Annotated in this window: 12 protein-coding genes; 4 read left to right on the top strand and 8 right to left on the bottom strand. The window is 49.7% G+C overall.

The genetic code is table 11. The features are described from left to right. Positions 1-13: 13 nt before the first annotated feature. The gene (locus K334_RS0111105; protein WP_025881430.1) at positions 14-1,669 is read left to right on the top strand and encodes a fumarate hydratase; all 1,656 of its coding nucleotides are present in this window, start codon (positions 14-16) and stop codon (positions 1,667-1,669) included. A 210-nt stretch (positions 1,670-1,879) separates the two neighbouring features. Further along, entirely contained in the window at positions 1,880-3,226 is a 1,347-nt protein-coding gene (locus K334_RS0111100) for a TIGR00341 family protein (RefSeq protein ID WP_025881429.1), read from the top strand. A 239-nt stretch (positions 3,227-3,465) separates the two neighbouring features. Here the strand turns inward: K334_RS0111100 and K334_RS0111095 are convergent, their stop codons facing one another. The 8 genes from K334_RS0111095 to K334_RS0111060 form a co-directional block, all read right to left on the bottom strand. Continuing rightward, entirely contained in the window at positions 3,466-4,446 is a 981-nt protein-coding gene (locus K334_RS0111095; protein WP_027444974.1) for a FecR family protein, read from the bottom strand. Between the two features lie 66 nt (positions 4,447-4,512). After that, a complete protein-coding gene (locus K334_RS0111090) occupies positions 4,513-5,097 on the bottom strand; it encodes an RNA polymerase sigma factor (RefSeq protein ID WP_021588964.1) in 585 nt (194 codons plus the stop codon). 204 nt (positions 5,098-5,301) lie between these two features. After that, positions 5,302-7,443, bottom strand: coding sequence for an alpha-N-acetylglucosaminidase (locus K334_RS0111085; protein ID WP_027444973.1), 2,142 nt, complete (start codon positions 7,441-7,443; stop codon positions 5,302-5,304). 31 nt (positions 7,444-7,474) lie between these two features. After that, a complete protein-coding gene (locus K334_RS0111080; RefSeq protein WP_025881428.1) occupies positions 7,475-8,809 on the bottom strand; it encodes an endo-1,4-beta-xylanase in 1,335 nt (444 codons plus the stop codon). Positions 8,810-8,821: 12 nt separating this feature from the next. Further along, positions 8,822-9,757 (bottom strand): glycoside hydrolase family 20 protein, encoded by a 936-nt coding sequence (locus tag K334_RS0111075; RefSeq protein ID WP_025881427.1) that lies wholly within the window; start codon positions 9,755-9,757, stop codon positions 8,822-8,824. Next, positions 9,754-10,788, bottom strand: coding sequence for a glycoside hydrolase family 20 protein (locus tag K334_RS0111070; RefSeq protein ID WP_025881426.1), 1,035 nt, complete (start codon positions 10,786-10,788; stop codon positions 9,754-9,756). Before K334_RS0111070 ends, K334_RS0111075 begins: the two co-directional genes overlap by 4 nt. Positions 10,789-10,960: 172 nt before the next feature. After that, the gene (locus K334_RS0111065; protein WP_025881425.1) at positions 10,961-12,520 is read right to left on the bottom strand and encodes a RagB/SusD family nutrient uptake outer membrane protein; all 1,560 of its coding nucleotides are present in this window, start codon (positions 12,518-12,520) and stop codon (positions 10,961-10,963) included. Between the two features lie 28 nt (positions 12,521-12,548). Continuing rightward, positions 12,549-15,983 (bottom strand): TonB-dependent receptor, encoded by a 3,435-nt coding sequence (locus tag K334_RS0111060; protein ID WP_027444972.1) that lies wholly within the window; start codon positions 15,981-15,983, stop codon positions 12,549-12,551. 418 nt (positions 15,984-16,401) lie between these two features. On the opposite strand from K334_RS0111060, the gene K334_RS0111050 reads away from it, so the two are divergent. Further along, positions 16,402-18,576, top strand: a complete 2,175-nt coding sequence (locus K334_RS0111050) for an alpha-N-acetylglucosaminidase (protein ID WP_081658092.1) — start codon at positions 16,402-16,404, stop codon at positions 18,574-18,576. A gap of 353 nt (positions 18,577-18,929) precedes the next feature. Further along, on the top strand, positions 18,930-21,095 hold the full coding sequence (locus tag K334_RS0111045) for a TonB-dependent receptor (protein ID WP_373277799.1): 2,166 nt from the start codon (positions 18,930-18,932) through the stop codon (positions 21,093-21,095).

Here is a 21,095-nt window from a genome sequence, read left to right as displayed (position 1 = left end):
ATATAAAGACATTATGGCAAACAAAGTAGAATTCAAGTATGCGCCGATGTTCCAACTGGGAAAGGACGACACCGAGTATCGTCTGCTGACCAAAGAAGGAGTCAGTGTCGGCGAGTTTGAAGGCAAACAGATTGTAAAAGTATCGAAGGAAGCCCTGACGCTCCTGGCCCAGCAGGCTTTCCACGATGTAGAGTTCATGCTCCGTCGGGCGCACAACGAGCAGGTGGCAGCCATCCTCAGCGACCCCGAGACTTCCGAAAACGACAAGTATGTGGCCCTGCAGTTCCTCCGAAACGCCGAAACGGCCGTCAAAGGAGTGCTTCCTTTCTGCCAGGATACGGGCACGGCCATCATCCATGGCGAGAAGGGCCAGCAGGTCTGGACGGGCTTCGAGGATGAGGAAGAGCTGTCGCGAGGCGTCTACAACACCTTCACCGAGGACAACCTGCGCTATTCGCAGAATGCTCCGCTCAACATGTATGACGAGGTGAACACCAAATGCAACCTGCCCGCGCAGATTGATATCGAAGCTGTGGAAGGCGCGGAATACCGCTTCGTCATGGTGGCCAAGGGCGGCGGCTCGGCCAACAAGACCTATTTCTATCCCATGACGAAGGCCACCATCCAGAACGAAGGCACGCTGCTGCCCTTCCTCGTCGAGAAGATGAAGAGCCTCGGCACAGCGGCCTGCCCGCCGTATCACATCTGTTTCGTCGTAGGTGGCACGTCGGCCGAGAAGAATCTGCTCACCGTGAAGCTCGGCTCCATCAAGTATTACGACAACCTGCCTACCACCGGTGACGAGACCGGGCGTGCTTTCCGCGACATAGACTTGGAAAACAAACTGCTCGAAGAAGCCCACAAGATCGGGCTCGGCGCACAGTTTGGCGGCAAGGCCCTTGCCCATGACATCCGCGTCATCCGTCTGCCACGCCATGGCGCCAGCTGTCCGATCGGCATGGGGGTCAGCTGTTCCGCCGACCGCAACATCAAAGCCAAGATCAACGCCGATGGTATCTGGCTTGAAAAGATGGACGACCATCCGTCAGACCTCATCCCTGAAGAGTATCGCAAGCCGGGAGAAGGCGCCAAGGGCGTGGAGATTGACCTCGACAAGGGTATCGACGCCGTGCGTGCCGAGCTGACAAAGTATCCCGTCAGCACCCGTGTCAGCCTCAAGGGAACCATCATCGTGGCCCGCGACATCGCCCACGCTAAGTTGAAAGCACGCCTCGACGCCGGTGAAGAACTGCCCGACTACTTCAAGAATCACCCGATTCTCTACGCCGGTCCGGCCAAGACGCCCGAAGGATATGCCTGCGGTTCGATGGGACCGACCACAGCCAACCGCATGGATCCCTACGTGGATGAGTTCCAGAGCCACGGCGGTTCGCTCGTCATGATTGCCAAAGGCAACCGCACCCAGGCTGTCACCGACGCCTGCCGGAAGCATGGCGGCTTCTATCTGGGCACCATCGGCGGCGTGGCGGCTGTGCTTTCGCAGAGCAGTATCAAGAGTATCGAGTGCGTGGAATACCCCGAACTGGGCATGGAAGCTGTGTGGAAGATCGATGTAGAGGACTTCCCGGCCTTCATCCTGGTCGACGACAAGGGCCACGACTTCTTCAAGGAACTGAAGCCTTGGACGGCCTGCAGCTGTCAAAAGTAAGGCGGCAAGGCGACAGTCGTCATCCTATTGCAAGGAGAAATCGCAGCGTGCGGTTTCTCCTTTTTGCGTGTCAACCTGTCGTCGCCTCATGGACGCCGGACGCCATCCCCCTCTTCCACGCCGGTCGTTTGTCCGCAAAAAGCCATTTTAAGCCTTGTTTCCTTGTCTATTTGACCAAAAAGTCCTATATTTGGCCCACAACTCAAAGATATGGAACAGCAAGATAAAACCCTATGGCAGGTTGTGAAGAGCTACTTCAACGCCTTGCCCGACAAGGAAAGCGAACAGGAGACCATCCGACAAATCAGCAGTGGCGTCGCATTCCATGGCTCCAACCTGTGGATTCTGGTGTTCGCCATCTTCATCGCCTCGCTCGGACTCAACGTCAACTCCACGGCCGTCATCATCGGCGCCATGCTCATTTCGCCCTTGATGGGCCCCATCATCGGCATGGGATTGGGCATAGGTATCGGCGATCTCGACCTTCTGAAACGCTCCATCAGGAACTATCTCGTGGCAACGGCCATCAGCGTGCTCACGGCCACGGTCTATTTCCTGATCACCCCGCTGACCGAAGCGCAGTCGGAGCTGCTGGCCCGCACGTCGCCCACGCTCTACGACGTGTTGATAGCCCTCTGTGGCGGTGCGGCCGGCATACTCGCGCTGGCTACAAAGGGCAAGGGCAACGTCATCCCGGGCGTCGCCATAGCCACCGCGCTCATGCCGCCGCTCTGCACAGCAGGCTATGGACTCGCCGTAGGGCGGCTTTCCTACTTCTTCGGCGCATTCTACCTGTTTTTCATCAACACCGTTTTCATCGGACTGGCGACCTTCGTCGGCGTCAGAATGCTGCGCTTCCGGCACAAGACTTTCATTGACGCGGCCAGACTGAAGAAGGTCAATCGCTACATCATAGGCCTGGTTGTGCTCACCATGTTGCCGGCCGCCTACATGACAGTGGGAATCATTCGAGAAAGTGTTTTGGACAACAATACGAGGAAGTTTGTCAGAAAGGAGCTTGCCTTCAAGGGCACGCAAGTCATCTCCCACACCAGAGACGAAAAGCATCATACGCTCAATGTCGTGGTCGTGGGCAAGCTCATTTCCGACAAGGACATCGGGACGGCCCGCCAACGGCTGGGCGAGTATCAGCTGGAAGACTACAAGTTGAACGTCATTCAAGGCTCCCAATCCGACAGCCTGCTGCTGTCCCAGGCCCTCAACACGGTCTCTACGTCGAGCCAGGCCGACAGCCCGAAGCTGCTGGCGCAGGCCGACCGGATTCGTGCGCTCGAAGAACAGCTGGGCGGTTACACCCGTTATGCCGGTTTGGGCAAGGACATTCGCCAGGAACTGAAAGCCGTTTGTCCGTCGGCGACGTCCGTCAGCCTCTCCAAAGTGACCGAAGCCCGCACTGACACTTCGGCCACCCGTCAGTATGTCGTGGCCGTTGTGGGATGTCCCGGACGGCTGGGGGCACAGGAACGCAAGCTGTTGAACGACTGGCTGAAGGCCCGTGTGAAAACCGACAGCCTGCGGCTTGTCGTTGTGCAATAAGCGTTTGATGTTCAATGGGGTGTCAATGACATTGCAACGGTCGAAGAATGACCTTTCAACAGCAGCCCTTTCAGCCGCGAAAAGCTATGCTTCCGGCGGCTGAAAGGGCTGCTTTTACATTATGAAAGGATTGCTTTTACAAGTTGAAAAGGCCGCTTCTGTTTTTCATCGGCATATCATTTGCCATTCCAAGCTTCACTTTCGGGTGCTGAAGAGGCTGTATTTAAAATGCCCGGCTGCTATTTTGCGGCGTTCTTGGTGAGGATGACGGCGTGGTCGTTGCGACTTACCTTGCAATTGTAGAGGTTGGACACGACCACCATGCACTTGTTGAAGTCCGACGTGGGCAGCGTTCCGGTGAAACGGTCGGCTTCATTGACATTCCGCAGTTGGATTGTAACCCCATAGACGGCACCGAGTTTCTCCACGACCTGCTTCAACGGAGTGCTGCGGAACACCATTTCATGACGTCGCCAAGCCGTGTAGTAGGTCGAGTCTTCGCCAAATGGTTCCACCATGAAGCGGCCCGTAGCCTTGTCGAAGGTGCATCGCTCGTTGGGGTTCACCCTGATTTGTTCCTGTGTCTTGGTGGAACGGAGCGACACGGAGCCGTCGAAGAGGCAGAGCGTAACGGTCGGTGACTCCGGATAATTGCTGAGATTGAACTTCGTCCCCGTTACTTTCACGCTCACATCGGACGTGTGGATGAGGAAAGGATGGTCGCCATCATGATGCACTTCAAAATAAGCTTCGCCCCTGAAGTCTATCTCCCTGTGCTTCTTCGTAAAGGTGTGAGGGCGATAGGAGAGCACCGACCGTTCGTTCACCTGTGCCCTTGTTCCGTCCGGAAAGCTGATGTTCACCTGCTCGCCGCGGCGGGTCGAGATGGTCAGAAGGTCGTCGGAAGCGGCATGTTGCTGGTAGCCCATGTAGCCCAGGGCCACCAGACAGACGGGAAGCAGTATCACCGCGGCGTGCTGGACAAGGTGCCACATCCGCTTGCGCAGTGTGGATGAAGCCTGAATCTGCGTGTCCAGTCGTTCCTGAATCGCGTCAATCGTCTCTTCGCTCACCCCCGTTACGTCTATTTCTTCCAGCCAATGGTGCTGCATTTCGGCCGCCTGCTCTTCATCCGAAGAGCGGTTCACCTTGTCACGAAGCTGCTGCAATTCTTCCTTTGTCAGCCTCGACCGTCTGTATTTTTCTACTATATTGCTCATAACCTCATCCTGTTTATAAATGGAAAGACACGGAAAAACTTGAAATATACTGCATTTTACGTTTTGTTAATGAATCAGCAGCAGCACGGGAAGCATGCCGTAACCCGATCGGCCGATGAAAGTCATCAGCTGTTTCAACCCCAGCGACAACTGGTTTCTCGTGGACTGTTCCTTCAAACCCAACATCGCCGCGATTTCCTTGATACTCTTTTGCTCGAAGCGCGACAGCTCGATCACCCGTCGTTGCGTAGGGGGGAGTCGCTCCAGACCCTGCTTGATCACGCGCATGAAGTCGTCATATTCCAGCTGTGAGCCCTGGCTTTCGGTGCCAAGGCTGTTGGCATAGTCCACATAATCTTCAAAATGAGGGCTGTTGAGCGTAGCTCTATAGGCGTTGATGAGCAGATGGCGGGCCTTGATGAACACCAGATTGAACAAAGTTTTTTCCTGTTTGATGTCGTGCCGGTGGTTCCATATCCAGATAAAGGTGTCTTCCACGATTTCCTCGGCCGTCTCTTTGTGGTGACAATACTCCAGTGCGAAGGCGAAAAGCCTGTGCGCATACATGCGGTAAAGATTGTCAAACGCCCACTGGGAGTCATGTTTGAGCAGCCAAATCAGAAAATCTTCCTTCGTCGATGTAGCCTTCATGTGATGCTTGCAATTGTTAAGTTCTTTCAAAAAAGTGGTTGTCAAAGGGCTGACGAACTGATTACAAACTCAAAAATACACAAAACTCCATAAACGGCCAAACTTTTAGGAGAAGATATGTCGTCATTGGCTGCACGTCACAGCTGCTTCTCTCTATAGGGAAAGGCAAACGGCAATGCGCCGTTTCCACATTCTTTGCACGCTCTAACGCAGGATGTCGGCTGTCAATGTGGCCATTTGCTGTCGGTCGAGCTTCACGGGTTCATACACAACAGGTCGCTTGCACCACGCGATCTGATAGCCATAGTAGTCGGGTTCTATCATTTCCGTACCACGGATGCGCTGCCGCCACACGTCGACAAACATTTTCCATTCTTCATAATAAAGCGTCTTGAGCATGCCGGCCCACTCTTTGGCCGCATAGTCGTGTACGGTGGTGTTGGGATTCCAGTCGGGTCCCCAAAAAGTCAACTGCATCTTAGCGTTCTTCAAGGCCAAGGCACGGTCACTCTCTGTCTTCCCAAAGCGTCCGGCCTGCCCCAGCCAATAGTCTAAAGTAAAGCCTTTACTTTGAGCCAAAAGCGTATCTTGTCGCAGCAACAGATTGAGAAAATGGCTCGATGTCTGTTCAAACTTGGTCTGATTTTGGGCTTTAATGGCAGCAATCATGTCGTCGTAGGCCCGACTTCCCTTATCCGACAGCACCTGACGCAGCAGGTCGAACATGTCATTAGCATAGGTTTCTGAACCTTCAAATGCCTCTTTGGCTTTCAAAAAGCGCCTCACTCCTTCTTTGAAAAAATCCATATCATAGTATCTGGCCCTTACTCCCCACGAAGAGGTGTTGACAACCTTGATACCGGGACGGGCGCAAAACACACTCTCAGGAAGCCCATATTTTTCGGGCACACTGGCATAAATCGTTTGTAAGAAGATGAGCCAGGCTGCATAGACATCGGCATTGTAAGCACCGTAACGATAAGTGATATACGATTTAAGCCATACTTCTACATTTATCTTTCGGTCGGTCAAAGGCGCGTGCAATACCATATCATAGACCACCGGATTGTTATTGATTCCTTCCGGCATGATTCCCACACCTTTCAGATAGGATCTGTAAATGCTATTACGAGCCTTATCCATCTGTAAAGAGATACGCTGCAACTTACCATACATACCGCATTGCTCTCCGAAATTGGATACCGTACACCACACGAAAGGAGTACCGCCATAAGCCTGTGTTTGATTCCAAACATCTTCGTTTTCGCCAAACAGATCTACCACCAATACCTTTTTCCTATCAAGTTTGGCCAACAGTTCGGGTTTAGGGTTTCCGCCCCACCCTTGCAACACCCATGTGCTGCCGGGAAAATTACGCTGCATGGTTTGTTGGACAGCCTGTCCGCAGTCGGCCACATTAAGCGTTCCGGTAAGTCCACCCTCATGAAACAGGTCACCACCGAAATAGCGAATATCTGTGCCATAGAGCTTTTTGATTTCGCGATAGTACACATCAGCCATCTCATCGAACAGCTTCTCAGTAGGTTTGAGGATGTCGGGACGCTCAAAGAAGCCCCACATACCTTGCGGAATCACGGCATTGGGATGGCGGTCGCGAATACTTCTCGACACCATTCCGTAGAATCCTTGAAGCACAGGCTGTATGCCCAACGCTGCCATACGTCCCAAAATACGTTTAGCCATCTGTGCCTGACCATCGATAAAGTCTTGCGAAACGGGGCCACCCCATCCTTCCAGATTACCCATGAGCCACCAAGCGGTGTAGCCGGGTCCCGGGATGAAGTTACGAATCTGCTGATTGCTACAACCAAACTTACGTAGTGTGTTCTGCCACACCTTCTCCATACCAACAGGCATGAGCATCAAGTTTACTCCATGCAGTGCCATCCAGTCAAGTTCGTGTTCCCAGTCTTCCCACTGATAGAACGACATCGTGTAGTTCAGTGTGCAGTAGTTGAGCGCATAGCGCAACGGCAGGTCGATATGTTTGGTCAACGGTTCCTTGATTTCCGGCAGACTGTCGACCGGTCCAAGATTATCACCCATGTGCGACATGGAGCGATGGCAGTAGTTTTCAAGGTAATAATTCAGAGCCATGCAAGCCGTATTTTCGCTCGTAGCCTGAATGACCAACCTCCCGTCACGGGTCGATAATGTAAACGCCTCTGCCTTGTCGACATCTCGTATCTGCTCTAATACAACCTTGTCCTGCAACCAAGGTACGCGACGTGCCATCAACTCACGAACGCCCACCATACTATTCTCAGCCATCGCCATAACGACAGAGAGCAGCAAGGACAAGAATATCAATATCGTTTTCTTCATTTTGGTACTTTCTTATAATAAATTTGCTTGTTCATTCGACCATTATTTCTTTCCGTTGTGTCTTTCCATGCCTGTCTTTCCACGCCAATAGATATTTGCCACGGAAACCACGGAATGTTAAAACCTTATTTTTGTTCAAACGTGTTTGGAATGAAGTTTTCCATTCCGTGTTAATCAGATTGTTCAAAACGGCGTATACGGGTTTCTCGTTCATATTCTTATCGTAGATTCCCGAATAAGAAGGTTCGCCCGATGCGCCCCCTCCGTCAACCACATTCCACCACGTAATGGCTTCCACCGTGGGATAACTGAACCACAACCGATACAAATTGCGAGCTATCACAGCCTGAATCAGCTTGCCATGCTCAGTGGTGTCGGGTGCGCAAACTGTTACTTCACTGATGTGAATTGGCAAATCTGTAACCTTCAGACAATCGAGTTTTGCTTGCAAAAGCGCTGGTGAGATGTAGGGGTCTTTGCCTTTTGCGATGTCGGCAGCTTCCAAAGGATCGAAAATGTGCATTTCTATACCAACGTGATCTATCTTCGAACCACGACACAAAAGATTGCGGGTCAGCTCGGCATAGCGACGATGCAAATCCACCGGTCCATGAAGGTCTACGTCGTTGATATTCAGTTGTACCGTAGATGGAAAATACCGGCGTGCCCATTGAAAGCATTTGAAGGTGTAATCATCGGGCATAAGTCCTCTGTTAGCCTGATCAATGGGTTCATTGACCACATCCCACAACTTCACCCGGTCACCATATCGCTGTGCCAACCGATGGATATGGGCCTGAAAAAGACTATCCATCACATGGCGGTCGTCGGGCATCCACGTAGGATGACCATGCAGTCGCAAGCCATAAATGATGGCATGTCCCTTGGCCAATATACCTTTCTGATTGCAAAAATCAACCATCGGATCGGTTGGAGGTCTACGATAAACATACGAACTACCGGCCTCGAAGCGTGGTTTCCCTTGCTCCTGTTCAAGCATTTTCCAATAAAATGGAATGGTTGCGGCATTGAACAGCGAACCGAAAGTGTTTTCGTATTTCCGATTCATAGCCTCAGTAGCCAACTGTCCGTAAACAAAAAGGTTACCACCGAAGATAAACGAATGAGTCTGTTGTTCCACACGGATTGTCGTACCCGGCTTTACCTCCGGCAATTCGATGGTAGCCGTACCCTTCCTATACAGCTCAATATCATGGTCGATAGCAGCTTGTAGAGAATCGTTCCACATCTTCCAGTAGTCTGGCGTCATCACATGACATACGTCTTCGGCCGCTCGATGAGGCACTTGAGCGGGAGAAAAGGAACAGATAAAGCTGAAAAGAAAAATAAAGAATAGGTATTTCATCAATATATCGTTTTAAGCATGTCGTTCTTCATAAGCTTTACGAGCTTCGCCCAATAGTGTAATGCCTTTCAGAATGCGCTCTCTGTTTTCCTCTATCGTAGGCTTCCACCACGTCTGCAAGAAACCTTTAAGGTGTTGCCGACTGATATATTTCTCTGCGAAAGCCACGGTGTTGGCTATACTTTTAGGATTTTCAAAATGATAACTACCGGTCGGAATTTGGTCGTAACCATGTTTTTCTAAATCAATATACTGCCTCACCATGTCCCATTCGGGATTAAACTCTTCATCATAATACCAATTACTCTGCATCACGCTCTTAGGCATCTTACTGAAAAACTGGTCGGGATGGTGCCACAACATGTAGTCGGGCCAGAGCCAAGCCTGCGCATGCCGACGCTCACATTCCTTCACCAGAAACATGAAGTCGTGCCACCAAGCATCATTTTTGCGCACCACCACATGCTTGTAGGTACTCTGCATATTGTAGCCTTCTTCATCCATTCCGATGTGGAACAGGCGAGGCTGACCGAAAATACTACATACTTCGGCTATCATATCCGAACAGAAACGATAGTATTCATCGGTAGAAACCATCTTGGAGTATTCCTTCATCCAGGTATCATGCCCTGCGGAGAAGTTTAATTTGGGTATCGGCTCTATACCCAACGACCGGATACGTCGCAACTCCTGCTTCAAACGGGCAACCGTCCAGGCTCCATTGACGGCTATTTCGGGATGCCGCTGGTATCTTATGGCATCACCCAGATCAATAACAACCATGTTTACACCGCTCTTGCCCATCAGTTCGATGGCGTCATTCCATAGCGGTTCGCTCAGTTCCAAGTCGGGTCGATAGCCTCGGAAGGGGCGTCCCGGCCATATATACTCCTCCCACATGTTGAAACTAAGATGGATTAAACATCCCCATATCAATCTGTCTTTCATACCTTCGCTCTCCTTTTATTTTCATATTCCGAACGTGCGGCTCCAATCAAGTCAATCCCTTGTAGGATAGGCGCACGATAAGTTTCTATCGTCGGCTTCCAGAATGTCTGCATAAAGCCCAACAGATGATTGCCGTCAATATGCTCGCTACAGAACTTCACCGTATTTCCAATGCTCTTGGGGTTCTCTTGATCAAAACTACCGGTGGCCATTACGTCATAGCCTTCACGGGCCAAATCAAGATAAGAACGGATGGCCACATCGTTGATAGAGAACTTCTCGGTGTACCACCAATTGCATTGTACCACCGACTTGGGCATCATCTTAAAGAAATCATCCGGATGGTGCCACACGTAATCAGCCCATACGCAAGGGCGAACGCCCCGTTTCATGGCTTCGCCGATGTAGAAATACAAGTCGGCCCACCATGTTTCCTGCTGCCGTATCACAATATAATCGGACAGTTGATAGTCGATTCGTTCTTCGTCCATGCCGAAATGAATAAAGCGAGGCGTATCGAAGAGCGCGATGGCTTCGGCTATCAAGTCGGCGCAAACTTCATAATACTTGGCCGATGACACCATTTTTGAATACTTACCCAGCCACGCATCATGTGTCGTAGAAAAGTTAAACATCGGAATAGGCTCTATTCCTGCCTTCCTAATCTTAGCCAACTGTGCCCGCAACTGCTCGTGTGTCCACGAATGAGCCAAAGAAATCTCGGGATGACTGTGCCAAGCCACCGAATCATCCAGATTGATAAAAAGCATGTTTACATGGTTTTTGGCCATGCGATCAATGGCCGCGTTCCACACAGCCATATCGGGTTCAAACTCTGTTCGTAGTCCTCCATACAGTTTTATTTGGCCTGCAAAATTAAAGGAAAGATGCATCAGACAAGCCCAAAACTTCTCTCCTGAAGACCGGGGCTCCGCAACTTGCTCTACCAGAGAAGTGCCCAACAGCACCTTGGGCAAGGTTGCAGCCATGCCCAATGCTGTCGCACGTTTCAAAAAACTACGTCGATCCATAAATATTTATTCTACAATATTGCTGTTGTTCGGTAAAATAAAAGTCGATATACCTTATCTTTTGATGGATTACCAGCGTGTGGTAACAACATTACCACGCCTTGGTAATCATATTACCACACGCTTGGTAATACTATTACCACTGCGTGGTAATCCATCGTTTGTAGTTTTTTTAATCGTAACCCGTGTTCTGAATGACCACGCCTTTACCATCTATGATAACGCTCTTGGGTAAAGGATAAACTTCCTTCGCCTTTTCGGCATAAGGAGAACCGTTGATGGTCTTGGCATATTCTATGAATTTATCCAGTCGAATAAGGTCGGCACGATACTGTCCGTTCTCGCACCAGAACTCATGACAACGCTCCTTGAGCAACACTTCGACAAACTTTTCATCCGTGTCAATGGCCGAATAATCTATACTTGCTATACCCGCCCGCTCACGAATAACGTTGATATACTTCAAAGCCTCCTGCTTATCGACAGCCGAAGCTCCAGGCTTGCGATACAAAGCCTCTGCCAAGGACAGATAGACGTCGGCATAACGATAGAGAATGGGGTCTATCTTGCTACGTCCGCTATTGCTAAACAGGTCGGTATCGTAGCCATATTTCATGGGGATGGGGCCGAGGTCGAGATTAGGATAATCGCCTCGCTTTACGAGTTTTCCGGTCTTGTTGCTCGTGTATTCGGCCAAAAGATAGGTGCGGCGCACGTCGTTTGCTTCAAAACCGTCGTAGAAATGCCAAGTACTCGTCAAACTATGGTAGCCGCCTTTCATACCATTGCTTCCAAAATCAGATGGCAATACAAACATGTGCCAGTCATTCCAGCTTACCATTTCGGTATTAACGGGCAAGGCAAAGATGATTTCCTTATTAGTTTTTCCCTGTCCGCCAACCTCAAACATCCGTGTATAACTCGGCTGCAACTGATAACCAAAGGAAGGTTGCATCAGTTCACGGGCTAACGTTTCCACCTTTGCATAATAACTCTTGTCGTCCTTTGTCTCATGCAAATACAGACGAATAAGCAGCATCTTGGCCAGTCCGGTGCTGAACCTACCATATTCAACCGCATTGGGAGACGGCAGGTTTTCAGCCGCATAAAGCAAGTCCGCCTCTATGAATTTCACCATTTCTTCACGAGACATGCGTGGCAAAGGCTTATTTTCACGTGGAGTTTCCAATAGTTTCTGTGGCGCAATGATCAAGGGGCCAAACATATCATAAAGCGTATAAGAGATAAAAGCACGGGCACACCGCACTTCGGCTGTCATCTTTTTCTTTTGTGCTTCATTCAAAGAAGTAGCATTTTCGATATAAGCCAAATCCGACGTGCAACGACTAATATCATTGGCAAAGCCATCACGAAAGCCACCACCCGATGGATCCTTCTCCGTATAATAGAATCCGACCAAGTAATCGTCGGTAGAATTCCAATCTAGATCGTGTTGTTTCTTAAAAATATAACTGCGGGCAGTCAGTATTTCGGTAGTCGCGTCATTAAGGGCGACACATCCTCGGTCGTCTGTGGCGAACAAGCCATCGAACCAACTGGAGCGTATGGACCGATAACACTCGTTGACCAACGTGATATAATCACTCTCTGTCTTTGGAAACAGTTCGCTGTTCATTTCCGAATAGTCTACGGGATTCAGATCAGCACAACTTGTAAACGTCATGGCAGCAAAAGTCAGAGCAGCCACACATGAGATATATTTCGTTTTCATAAGTTACATTTATTATTATATAGAATTATCAGAAAGAAATATTTAGACCAAAGTTAAAGGTTCTGGCGTTGGGATAGGCAGCCTCATAGGCATCAGTCTCTGGATCAAGCCCATCATAAGGCGTAATCACAAAAAGGTTATTGGCCGAAAGATGCACGCGTAGACTATTGATAAATCCAACCTTACTCAACAATTTCTTAGGCAAATTGTAGCTCAACGACACGTTTTGCAGACGGATGAACCATGCGTTCTGATAGAAAAAGTCACCACTCGTATAGTATTTGCCACGTCCCATGTTGTAGAATGCGCTTGGATATCGGGAAGAAGGATTGGTCGGTGTCCAGCGTTCAAGATTGGTTTTCAAACCATTTAATCCCGAACCTGCCACACCATAGCTGTTAATACCGTAAAAGGCCATCGTCGGATCTTGAATTTTACGATCAAACATGCCATTGAACATAAATGAAAATTCGAAGTCCTTGTATCTGAATACGTTGTTCAAGCCTGCTAACCAACCCGGATCGGTCGTACCGATGAGCTTCGTATCGGCATCATCAATCTTACCATCAGGCTCTCCAGTCAGCACGAAATGTCCGTTTTCATCTGTCACTGGATTACCCGAGCTGTCGCGCTTGTAGCCGTTAATATCCTTAATGACAATCTGACCGGGCAACAAATCAGGCTGAGCGGCCGGAGCAGCCTCGCCAATTTGCAGGACATGGTCGGCTATGCGCGAATAGATGGGACGAATAGGATCGCCGACATGCTCATAGACCGCGGGCTTCCAGTCGGGTGTACGCTCCTTCCAGCGGTCTTTATATTTCGTAAAGGTGAAGTTGGTCGACCAGCTGAAATCCTTCGTTTCGATATTTCGCGTGTTGAGCATGAACTCTATACCCCGGCCTTGAGTCTTTCCCACGTTCGACATTACCTTAGGAAGCTCCTGATAAGAATTAAGCAAACGGTAGTTGAGCAGATCGGAAATGATACGCTGATACAGATCAACAGAACCACTGATGCGCCCTCTTAAGAAACCAAAGTCTAAACCAAGGTTCCACTCGGTGGTCGTTTCCCACTTCAAATTAGGATTGGCAATCTTGCCTTTCTTCACACCTATCACCGTCTTGTGGTCACCGTTGACATAGGCATTCTCGGCTGCGAAACTTGCAAAGGCATTGGTTCCGATGTCGGCATTACCCGTCTGTCCCCAGCTGAGACGCAGTTTTAGATTCGAAAGCCATTTTGTCTGCTTCAAGAAACTTTCTTCATTGATAAGCCAACCTAAAGCGACAGAGGGGAAATAGCCCCACTTATTGTTCTTGGCAAATACGCTGGCACCATCGGCACGCATGGTTCCCGTAAAGAGATAGCGATCCATGAGTACGTAGGAAGCACGCATGAAATAAGATTCCATCTTGTTTTTCGTAGCGTTGGACTTGGTTATCTTGGTTCCCGTTCCGGCGTCAATATTGTTATAAAGAAAAGCGTCAGTCAGGAAGTTGTTATTTCCCAACTCGGATATATCATTGTTAAATTCTTCGTAAGAGGCACCCACCATGAAATTAACATTGTGGATATCGGCCAAAGTCTTGTGATAAGTGGCCGTAGCTTCTGCGAGATACTGATCGTTGTTTGTATTATAAATATAAGCTACTCCACCGTTGGCATTACCATTTACGGTTGTGCGGGGTTGGTAAGTCTTACGGTCTATCTGCGCATGATCTATACCCAAGGCACCACGCAACAGCAATTCTTCTAACGGACGAGCCTCTATATAGACGTTACCGATTAATCGATTAGTGCGTCCTTGGTCGGTATTCGTCAGCAACGAGTACGGGTTAGGCTGTTTGGCCAACAGGGGATTGACAGGATAAGTACCCGTTTCGGCATCGTAGGCTTTCACCTCCGGACTCATCTGAATGGCCGAGCGGATAATACCGGAGTTCTCATAACGTGCAGCCCCCAATTGTGTATTGTCATTATTGATACGTGTCATCGTCAGGTTCAAACCAGCTTTGAATATCTTGAGAAAGCTCTGGTCGATGTTGGTTTTCAGCGTGTATCGAGTCAAACCAGAGTTCTTCACGATACCTTTTTGGTCGAAGTAGTTGAACGACAGCATATACTGTGTTTTGTCACTACCGCCCTGCAGGTTGACGTTGTGCTCATTGATACGGCCGTTACGCGTAATCAGTCCGAGCCAGTCGGTACCCTCTCTGGCTGCCGCAATCTGTGCATCGGTATAAGGATAACTCAATTTTACCCCGTTATAGGGATTAGCTGCTGCCTCTTCCATTGTCTTTGTGCCGTATGGAGCTACTCGGTTGTTCCACATATAGTTTTCTAAGGCCATATCGTTGCGCACCTGCATCCACTCTTTCAACGACAGCAGATTATAGATATCGGAATATTTCTGATAAGAAAAGTCATACGAATAAGACACTTTAGCACTACCGGTCTTACCACGCTTGGTCGTGATGATAACTACACCGTTGGCCGCACGTGCACCATAGATGGAAGTGGCGGAGGCGTCTTTCAATACTTCTATCGACTCAATGTCATTCGGATTTAGGAAGTTGAGTATGCTTTGTGTTCCCGGACTCATCTTTTTATCACCACCATCCGGCTGGTCAAGTTTTGCAATAGGAAAACCATCAACAATATACAAAGGGTCGTTGCCGGCGTTGACACTGCCCGCGCCACGTACAAGAATGTCGATACCTCCACCGGGTTGAGCACTGTTCTGACGTACATAAAGGCCGGCAGCCTTGCCACCCAAAGCCTGAGAAACCGAAGACACACCATCAAACTTCATATCATCGCCCTTCAACGAGGCTATCGAACCCGTCAAATCGCGTTTTCGTTGCGTACCATAGCCCACGACAACAACCTCATTCAACGACTCTTGATTCTCTTCCATCTTTATATTCATGTTCTCTTTCGGACGAACACGCAAAGTCTGAAAACCTACATAACTAATCTCAAGCTGATCTCCATCATTTACATCAAGAGAAAATTTTCCTGTTAAATCGGTTATCGTTCCACTATTCTTTTTGCCAACAACTTGTACGGTTGCACCAATTACAGGCTCACCATGCGCATCAAGCACCATACCACTGGAGCGTATCTTTTTCTTATCCTTCTTTTCTGTATTAGTCTTAACCGAAATAATAATCGTAGAAGGTTCCACTAGTTTGTATTCCAAACCGCGTTCACCCAGTATTTCACTAAGTACAGAGGCCACCGTCACATCATTTTTCTGCACAGAGACCAGCTTACTGTTATCAAGCGTAACATCACGATAGCTGAATTTGTACTGGGTCTTTTTCTCAATCTCGCCTAATACTCTCTTCAGACTTACACGATTAAGGCTGAGTGACACTTTCTGCTGTTGAGCGGTCATTTGAAGTGGTACTCCCAACAAAGCGCCAACAAAAGCATAAGCTAACATTCTTGACTTCATAAATCCACACATAAGTTTATGATTAAGTTAATATTTAGGTTAGTATCTTAAAATGATTTTAGGTTTTTCTTGTCGATGTGGACTGTTTCCGCGTCTTTGATACTGCCGCTATGAAACCCTAAGGTCACAAGCACAACTGTTTCCGCGTTTGAATGGTTAGACATTTGGAATCTGATTTTATAACTAAAAAATATCAATTATTTTTTTATTAACCACATTTTTTCAACAGCAAAGGAAGCTCCCTATATATAATAAGGTGGAAAAAGCTTGATTTCTAAATGAATATTAAATATTCATATTTGCACCAAATAAGTATATACGCTTAGTTATAAACAACGATTACGCTTGTCATACCAGACATAAAGAGTCTGTTCTTTTATAGTTTACGCATGTTGAATATTCAGTCAAACCTCATATCATGAAAAGAAAAAAGCAATATCCGCTCCTTATCGCCCTGTGGTGTTTCGTTCAGTCTATCACAGCAGCCGGTCATCAACAATGTCAGATGATGGAAGAGATGGTCGCCCGTCTCGCCCCCGCCTACGTCAATCGCTTCAAATTTGAACTTACGACCGACAGTATAGAACGCTTTATGGTAAGGAGCGAGGCCGACAAGATTGTCATCAGTGGCAACAGTGCCATCGCTATGGCCGTAGGACTGAACCATTACCTGAAAAACTATTGCCTGACAGAAGTATCGTGGAAACAGCAGAATCCCGTTATTTTGCCCCGGTTACTGCCCTCTCTCACCCTGCCCATCACCGGCAAGGCTAAGGTAAAGAACCGTTTTTTCCTGAATTACTGCACCTTTGGCTACACCATGCCATGGTGGGGGTGGAAAGAATGGGAACGACTGATTGACTGGATGGCCCTCAACGGTGTGACCATGCCGCTGGCGATAACGGGTGTCGAAGCCGCTTGGCAACGCGTATGGCAACGCGAAGGCCTGACTGACAAACAGATACGAAGTTTCTTCACAGGACCGGCTCATCTGCCCTGGCAGCGCATGGTGAATGTCAATGGGTGGCAAGGGCCACTTCCCCAAGCCTGGATCGACGGGCAACTTCTGCTGCAACAACGCATTCTTCAGCGCGAAAGAGCCTTCGGCATGCGCCCCGTTCTCTCGGCTTTCAATGGCAGTGTGCCCCTGGCCTATAAGCAACGACATCCCAAAGCACAGATTTCGGAAGTCAGCCAATGGGGAGGCTTCGCCCAACAATACCGTACTTATTTCCTCTCTCCTACCGATCCTCTCTTTACCAAACTACAAAAGGCTTTCCTCGAAGAGCAGACTCGCCTCTTCGGCAGCGATCACTTATACTGTCTCGACAGCTTCAACGAAGTGCAACCACCCAGCTGGGACCTTACCACCTTGCGCACCTTGCCCCAAAAGCTCTACCAGTCGTTAGCCGCCGTCGACCCTGAAGCCGTGTGGATTCAGATGGGATGGTTCTTCTACAATGACCAGAAACACTGGACACCGGAAACTATGCGCGCATTCCTGAGCGGCATTCCCAAAGGCAGAATGTATCTGTTGGACTACTATATCGACCATACGGAAATATGGAAACTCACCGAACGCTTCTATGGCCAGTCGTATATAGCTTGCGTGTTGGCTAATTTCGGCGGCAACACCATGCTCCAGGGAGACATCAACAAGGTGGACCGGCGGCTGGACGATGCGCTCTTGCAGGGTGGCGACAACATGATAGGGCTGGGAGCCACCATGGAAGGCTTTGGCGTCAACCCCGATTTCTATGAGTTCGTACTGGACAAGGCATGGGATTGCGGCCAAACTACAGCCGAATGGAAGAACCGCATGGCTGACCGCCACGTGGGATTTGCCTGTGAAAGCAACCGCAAAGCATGGCAGGTGCTGTTCGACAAGCTTATGCCCAGCTATGTCAACGAGTCCGGAACAGTGGTATGCGCCCGCCCGTCGTTCGAGGCCCGTTATCTCAACACGACCTATCCTGATACGCTTTTGCAAGTGTGGAAAACATTGATGGATGTCGATTCCGACAAGCGGGAACATCTGTACGACGTCATCAATGTGGGGCGGCAGGTGTTGGGCGACTTTTTCGTGCGTGAACGGGACGGACTTTACCGGGCCTATCAGGGACAACGCGTGGATTCCGTCAACTATTATGCCGCTCGCATGGAAGAGATGTTGGACGATTTGGACGACCTGTTGGCTTGCGACGAAGAGTTTTCATTGCGCAAATGGATAGAGAGTGCCCGCAGCTTTGGCAATACGGAGGCCGAAAAGGACTACTACGAGCGCAACGCCCGCACGCTGATTACCGTCTGGGGTGACAGCCGACAGCTTACCGATTATGCCAACCGAACATGGGCCGGGCTGGTTTCTTCGTATTACAAAAGACGTTGGCAGCTGTTCATCGGGCACGTGAAGGCAGCCGTTTTGCACAAGCGTGCGTTCGATTTCGAGGCCTGCAACAAAGAAGTTGAGGCTTTTGAGCGTCGCTGGATAGAGCCTGATGTGACGAGGATTACCTATCCCACGGGACGGAAAGACGTAAAACAGCTGGCTCGCACAATCTATCATGAATGGTTTGGGCAAGATGCAAGATGACAACCGCATGCGGATATACCAATACAATAGGCTTTAATATAATAAGGTGGGATGACAAAAGGGGGGTGGGAAGAGGGTGTTTTCCGGCCAAAAGCTTGCGGAATAGAAAAGGAATGATTACTTTTGCAGCGTTTTCGAAGACAAATGAAAACAGAAAAGGGGTGCTACCGCAATTGCGGATGCTGAGAACAGACCCATGGAACCTGAAGCGGATAATGCCGACGCAGGGATGATGAAATCAATCCACGAGTTCTTTTATAATTCCATCGCTGATAGGAATTGACGTGTGGCACGCCCATTTTCTGATATTTATTACATTTATTAATGGTTAATACTTATACGAAATGAAGAAAATGGTCATGGTTCTGACCGCCGTGTCGACCGTTTTGGCTGCCAATGCCAAAGAGGAGAAGCTCGATACGCTCAGGACTTACGAATTGCAAAGCGTACAGGTCGTTTCCACGCGTGCGGGACAGAAGACGCCAATGGCGTTCTCGACGATGGACAAACAGCAACTCAACAGAATCAATCACGGTCATGATATCCCCTTCCTGCTGTCGCTCACGCCGAGTGTGACGACAACCAGCGACGCAGGAAACGGCATTGGCTACACCAGTTTGAAGGTGCGTGGCACCGATCCGAGCCGTATCAACTTCACCGCCAACGGCATTCCCATCAACGATGCGGAGAGTTCGCAAGTGTTCTTCGTCAACATGGGCGACTTCATGTCGAACGTACAGGACGTCCAGATACAACGGGGCGTGGGCAGTTCGACCAACGGCAGCGCGGCCTTCGGTGCCAGTGTCAACATTCAGACCGACGCTCCTTCGCTCACACCCTACGTCCGACTCAACTTGTCGGCAGGCAGCTACGGCACGCACAAGGAGAGTCTGCTCTTCGGTTCGGGCCTGATGGCCGACCACTGGAGCTTCAACGGGCGCCTGTCGAACATCGGCAGCGACGGCTACATCAAGCGGGCGTCGACCCGTCTGAACTCCTACTTCCTGCAAGGGGCCTACACCAGCACCAATACGCTGGTGAAACTGCTGACCTTCAACGGCACGGAGAAGACCTACATGGCCTGGGACTACGCCAGCAAAGAGCAGATGGAGAAATACGGCCGATGCTATAATCCGTGTGGAGAATATACCGACGCCGACGGAAAGACCCGGTATTACGACAATCAGACGGACAACTATCATCAGCAAAACTACCAGCTCATCTGGAACCAGATACTGGGTGGCGGCTTCAACTTCAACCTGGGACTTCACTATACGGCCGGTTTCGGTTACTACGAGCAGTACAAGATGGGACAAAAACTGGCCAAGTACGGTTTTACGGGCAGCAAGCTGAAATCGGATCTGATACGTCGCAAGAACTTGCGCAACGACTTCGTAGGCGGCGTTTATTCACTCAACTATGAGCAAGGACGCTGGCATGCCTCGTTGGGCGGTGCCATCAACCGGTACAGCGGACGCCATTTCGGCAACATCTTGAGCATTATCAATCCCACCGTCGCTAATTATCCGGACAAGGAGTACTATCGCAATAAAGCCGTGAAAAGCGAGAACAGTGTCTATGGAAAGCTGAATGTAGACCTCTGGAAGGGGCTGAGCGCCTACGTAGACCTGCAATATCGCCACATCGGCTACCGCATCCAGAACCCCAACGACGAGTATTCCAACGCCGCAAAGAACGGCTGGCTCTACGATGAGAAGTATGATTTCTTCAATCCCAAGGCCGGTTTGTACTATCAGTTCAACCCCAACCACGCTGTCTACGCTTCGCTGGCCATCTCTCACCGTGAGCCTACGCGCAACGATTTCGAGGGCCATGACATTCCGAAGCCCAAGGCCGAGCGCATGACCGACTGGGAACTGGGCTACAAATACCAGAGCGCGACGCTGAGCGCGGGCGTCAACCTGTACCACATGAGCTATAAGGACCAGTTCGTTCTGACTGGGGAAATCAACGCCATCGGCGAGATGATCCACCGCAACGTGGGCAATTCGTATCGTCAGGGCATAGAGTTGCAAGGCGCGTGGAAGCCTTCCGACTGGTTCAGATGGGACGCCAACGCCACCTTCAGCAGGAACAGGGCCAAGGATTGGACGGTCAAGAACGGCAACGGAAAGGATGTTCGGTTCGGCACGACGCACCTGAGTTTCTCGCCGGACGTCATCTTCAACAACATATTCACGTTCAGTTACAAGGGTCTGGAGGCCGGACTGCAAAGCCAATACATCGGCAAACAGTACATGACCAATGACGATAACAAGAACCTGACACTGGACGCCTACTTCGTAAGCAATGCCGACGTGAGCTACACTTTCAAGCTCAAATCGGTGAAGAGCATTACGGTGGGGGCTACGGTCTACAACCTGTTCTCCAAAAAGTACTTCACCAACGGCCATGCCGGTGCCAGCTATGACGACAACGGTAAAGAAACCTCAAACTGGGCGACCTACTCTCCGCAGGCCCCCATCAACTTCCTGGCTCACCTGAGCTTCACTTTCTAA

The organism is Segatella baroniae DSM 16972 = JCM 13447, assembly GCF_000426585.1.
GTDB lineage: Bacteria > Bacteroidota > Bacteroidia > Bacteroidales > Bacteroidaceae > Prevotella > Prevotella baroniae.
The sequence above is the reverse complement of the archived record's forward strand: the minus strand, read 5'-3'. Positions and strand labels throughout refer to the sequence as shown.

What these genes read in the sequence shown, in the direction of transcription:
- K334_RS0111065 (WP_025881425.1), bottom strand. Translation starts at nt 12,520, where the DNA reads ATGAAAACGAAATATATCTCATGTGTGGCTGCTCTGACTTTTGCTGCC.
- K334_RS0111095 (WP_027444974.1), bottom strand. Translation starts at nt 4,446, where the DNA reads ATGAGCAATATAGTAGAAAAATACAGACGGTCGAGGCTGACAAAGGAA.
- K334_RS0111085 (WP_027444973.1), bottom strand. Translation starts at nt 7,443, where the DNA reads ATGAAGAAAACGATATTGATATTCTTGTCCTTGCTGCTCTCTGTCGTT.
- K334_RS0111070 (WP_025881426.1), bottom strand. Translation starts at nt 10,788, where the DNA reads ATGGATCGACGTAGTTTTTTGAAACGTGCGACAGCATTGGGCATGGCT.
- K334_RS0111060 (WP_027444972.1), bottom strand. Translation starts at nt 15,983, where the DNA reads ATGAAGTCAAGAATGTTAGCTTATGCTTTTGTTGGCGCTTTGTTGGGA.
- K334_RS0111080 (WP_025881428.1), bottom strand. Translation starts at nt 8,809, where the DNA reads ATGAAATACCTATTCTTTATTTTTCTTTTCAGCTTTATCTGTTCCTTT.
- K334_RS0111090 (WP_021588964.1), bottom strand. Translation starts at nt 5,097, where the DNA reads ATGAAGGCTACATCGACGAAGGAAGATTTTCTGATTTGGCTGCTCAAA.
- K334_RS0111050 (WP_081658092.1), top strand. Translation starts at nt 16,402, where the DNA reads ATGAAAAGAAAAAAGCAATATCCGCTCCTTATCGCCCTGTGGTGTTTC.
- K334_RS0111075 (WP_025881427.1), bottom strand. Translation starts at nt 9,757, where the DNA reads ATGAAAGACAGATTGATATGGGGATGTTTAATCCATCTTAGTTTCAAC.
- K334_RS0111105 (WP_025881430.1), top strand. Translation starts at nt 14, where the DNA reads ATGGCAAACAAAGTAGAATTCAAGTATGCGCCGATGTTCCAACTGGGA.
- K334_RS0111045 (WP_373277799.1), top strand. Translation starts at nt 18,930, where the DNA reads ATGGTCATGGTTCTGACCGCCGTGTCGACCGTTTTGGCTGCCAATGCC.
- K334_RS0111100 (WP_025881429.1), top strand. Translation starts at nt 1,880, where the DNA reads ATGGAACAGCAAGATAAAACCCTATGGCAGGTTGTGAAGAGCTACTTC.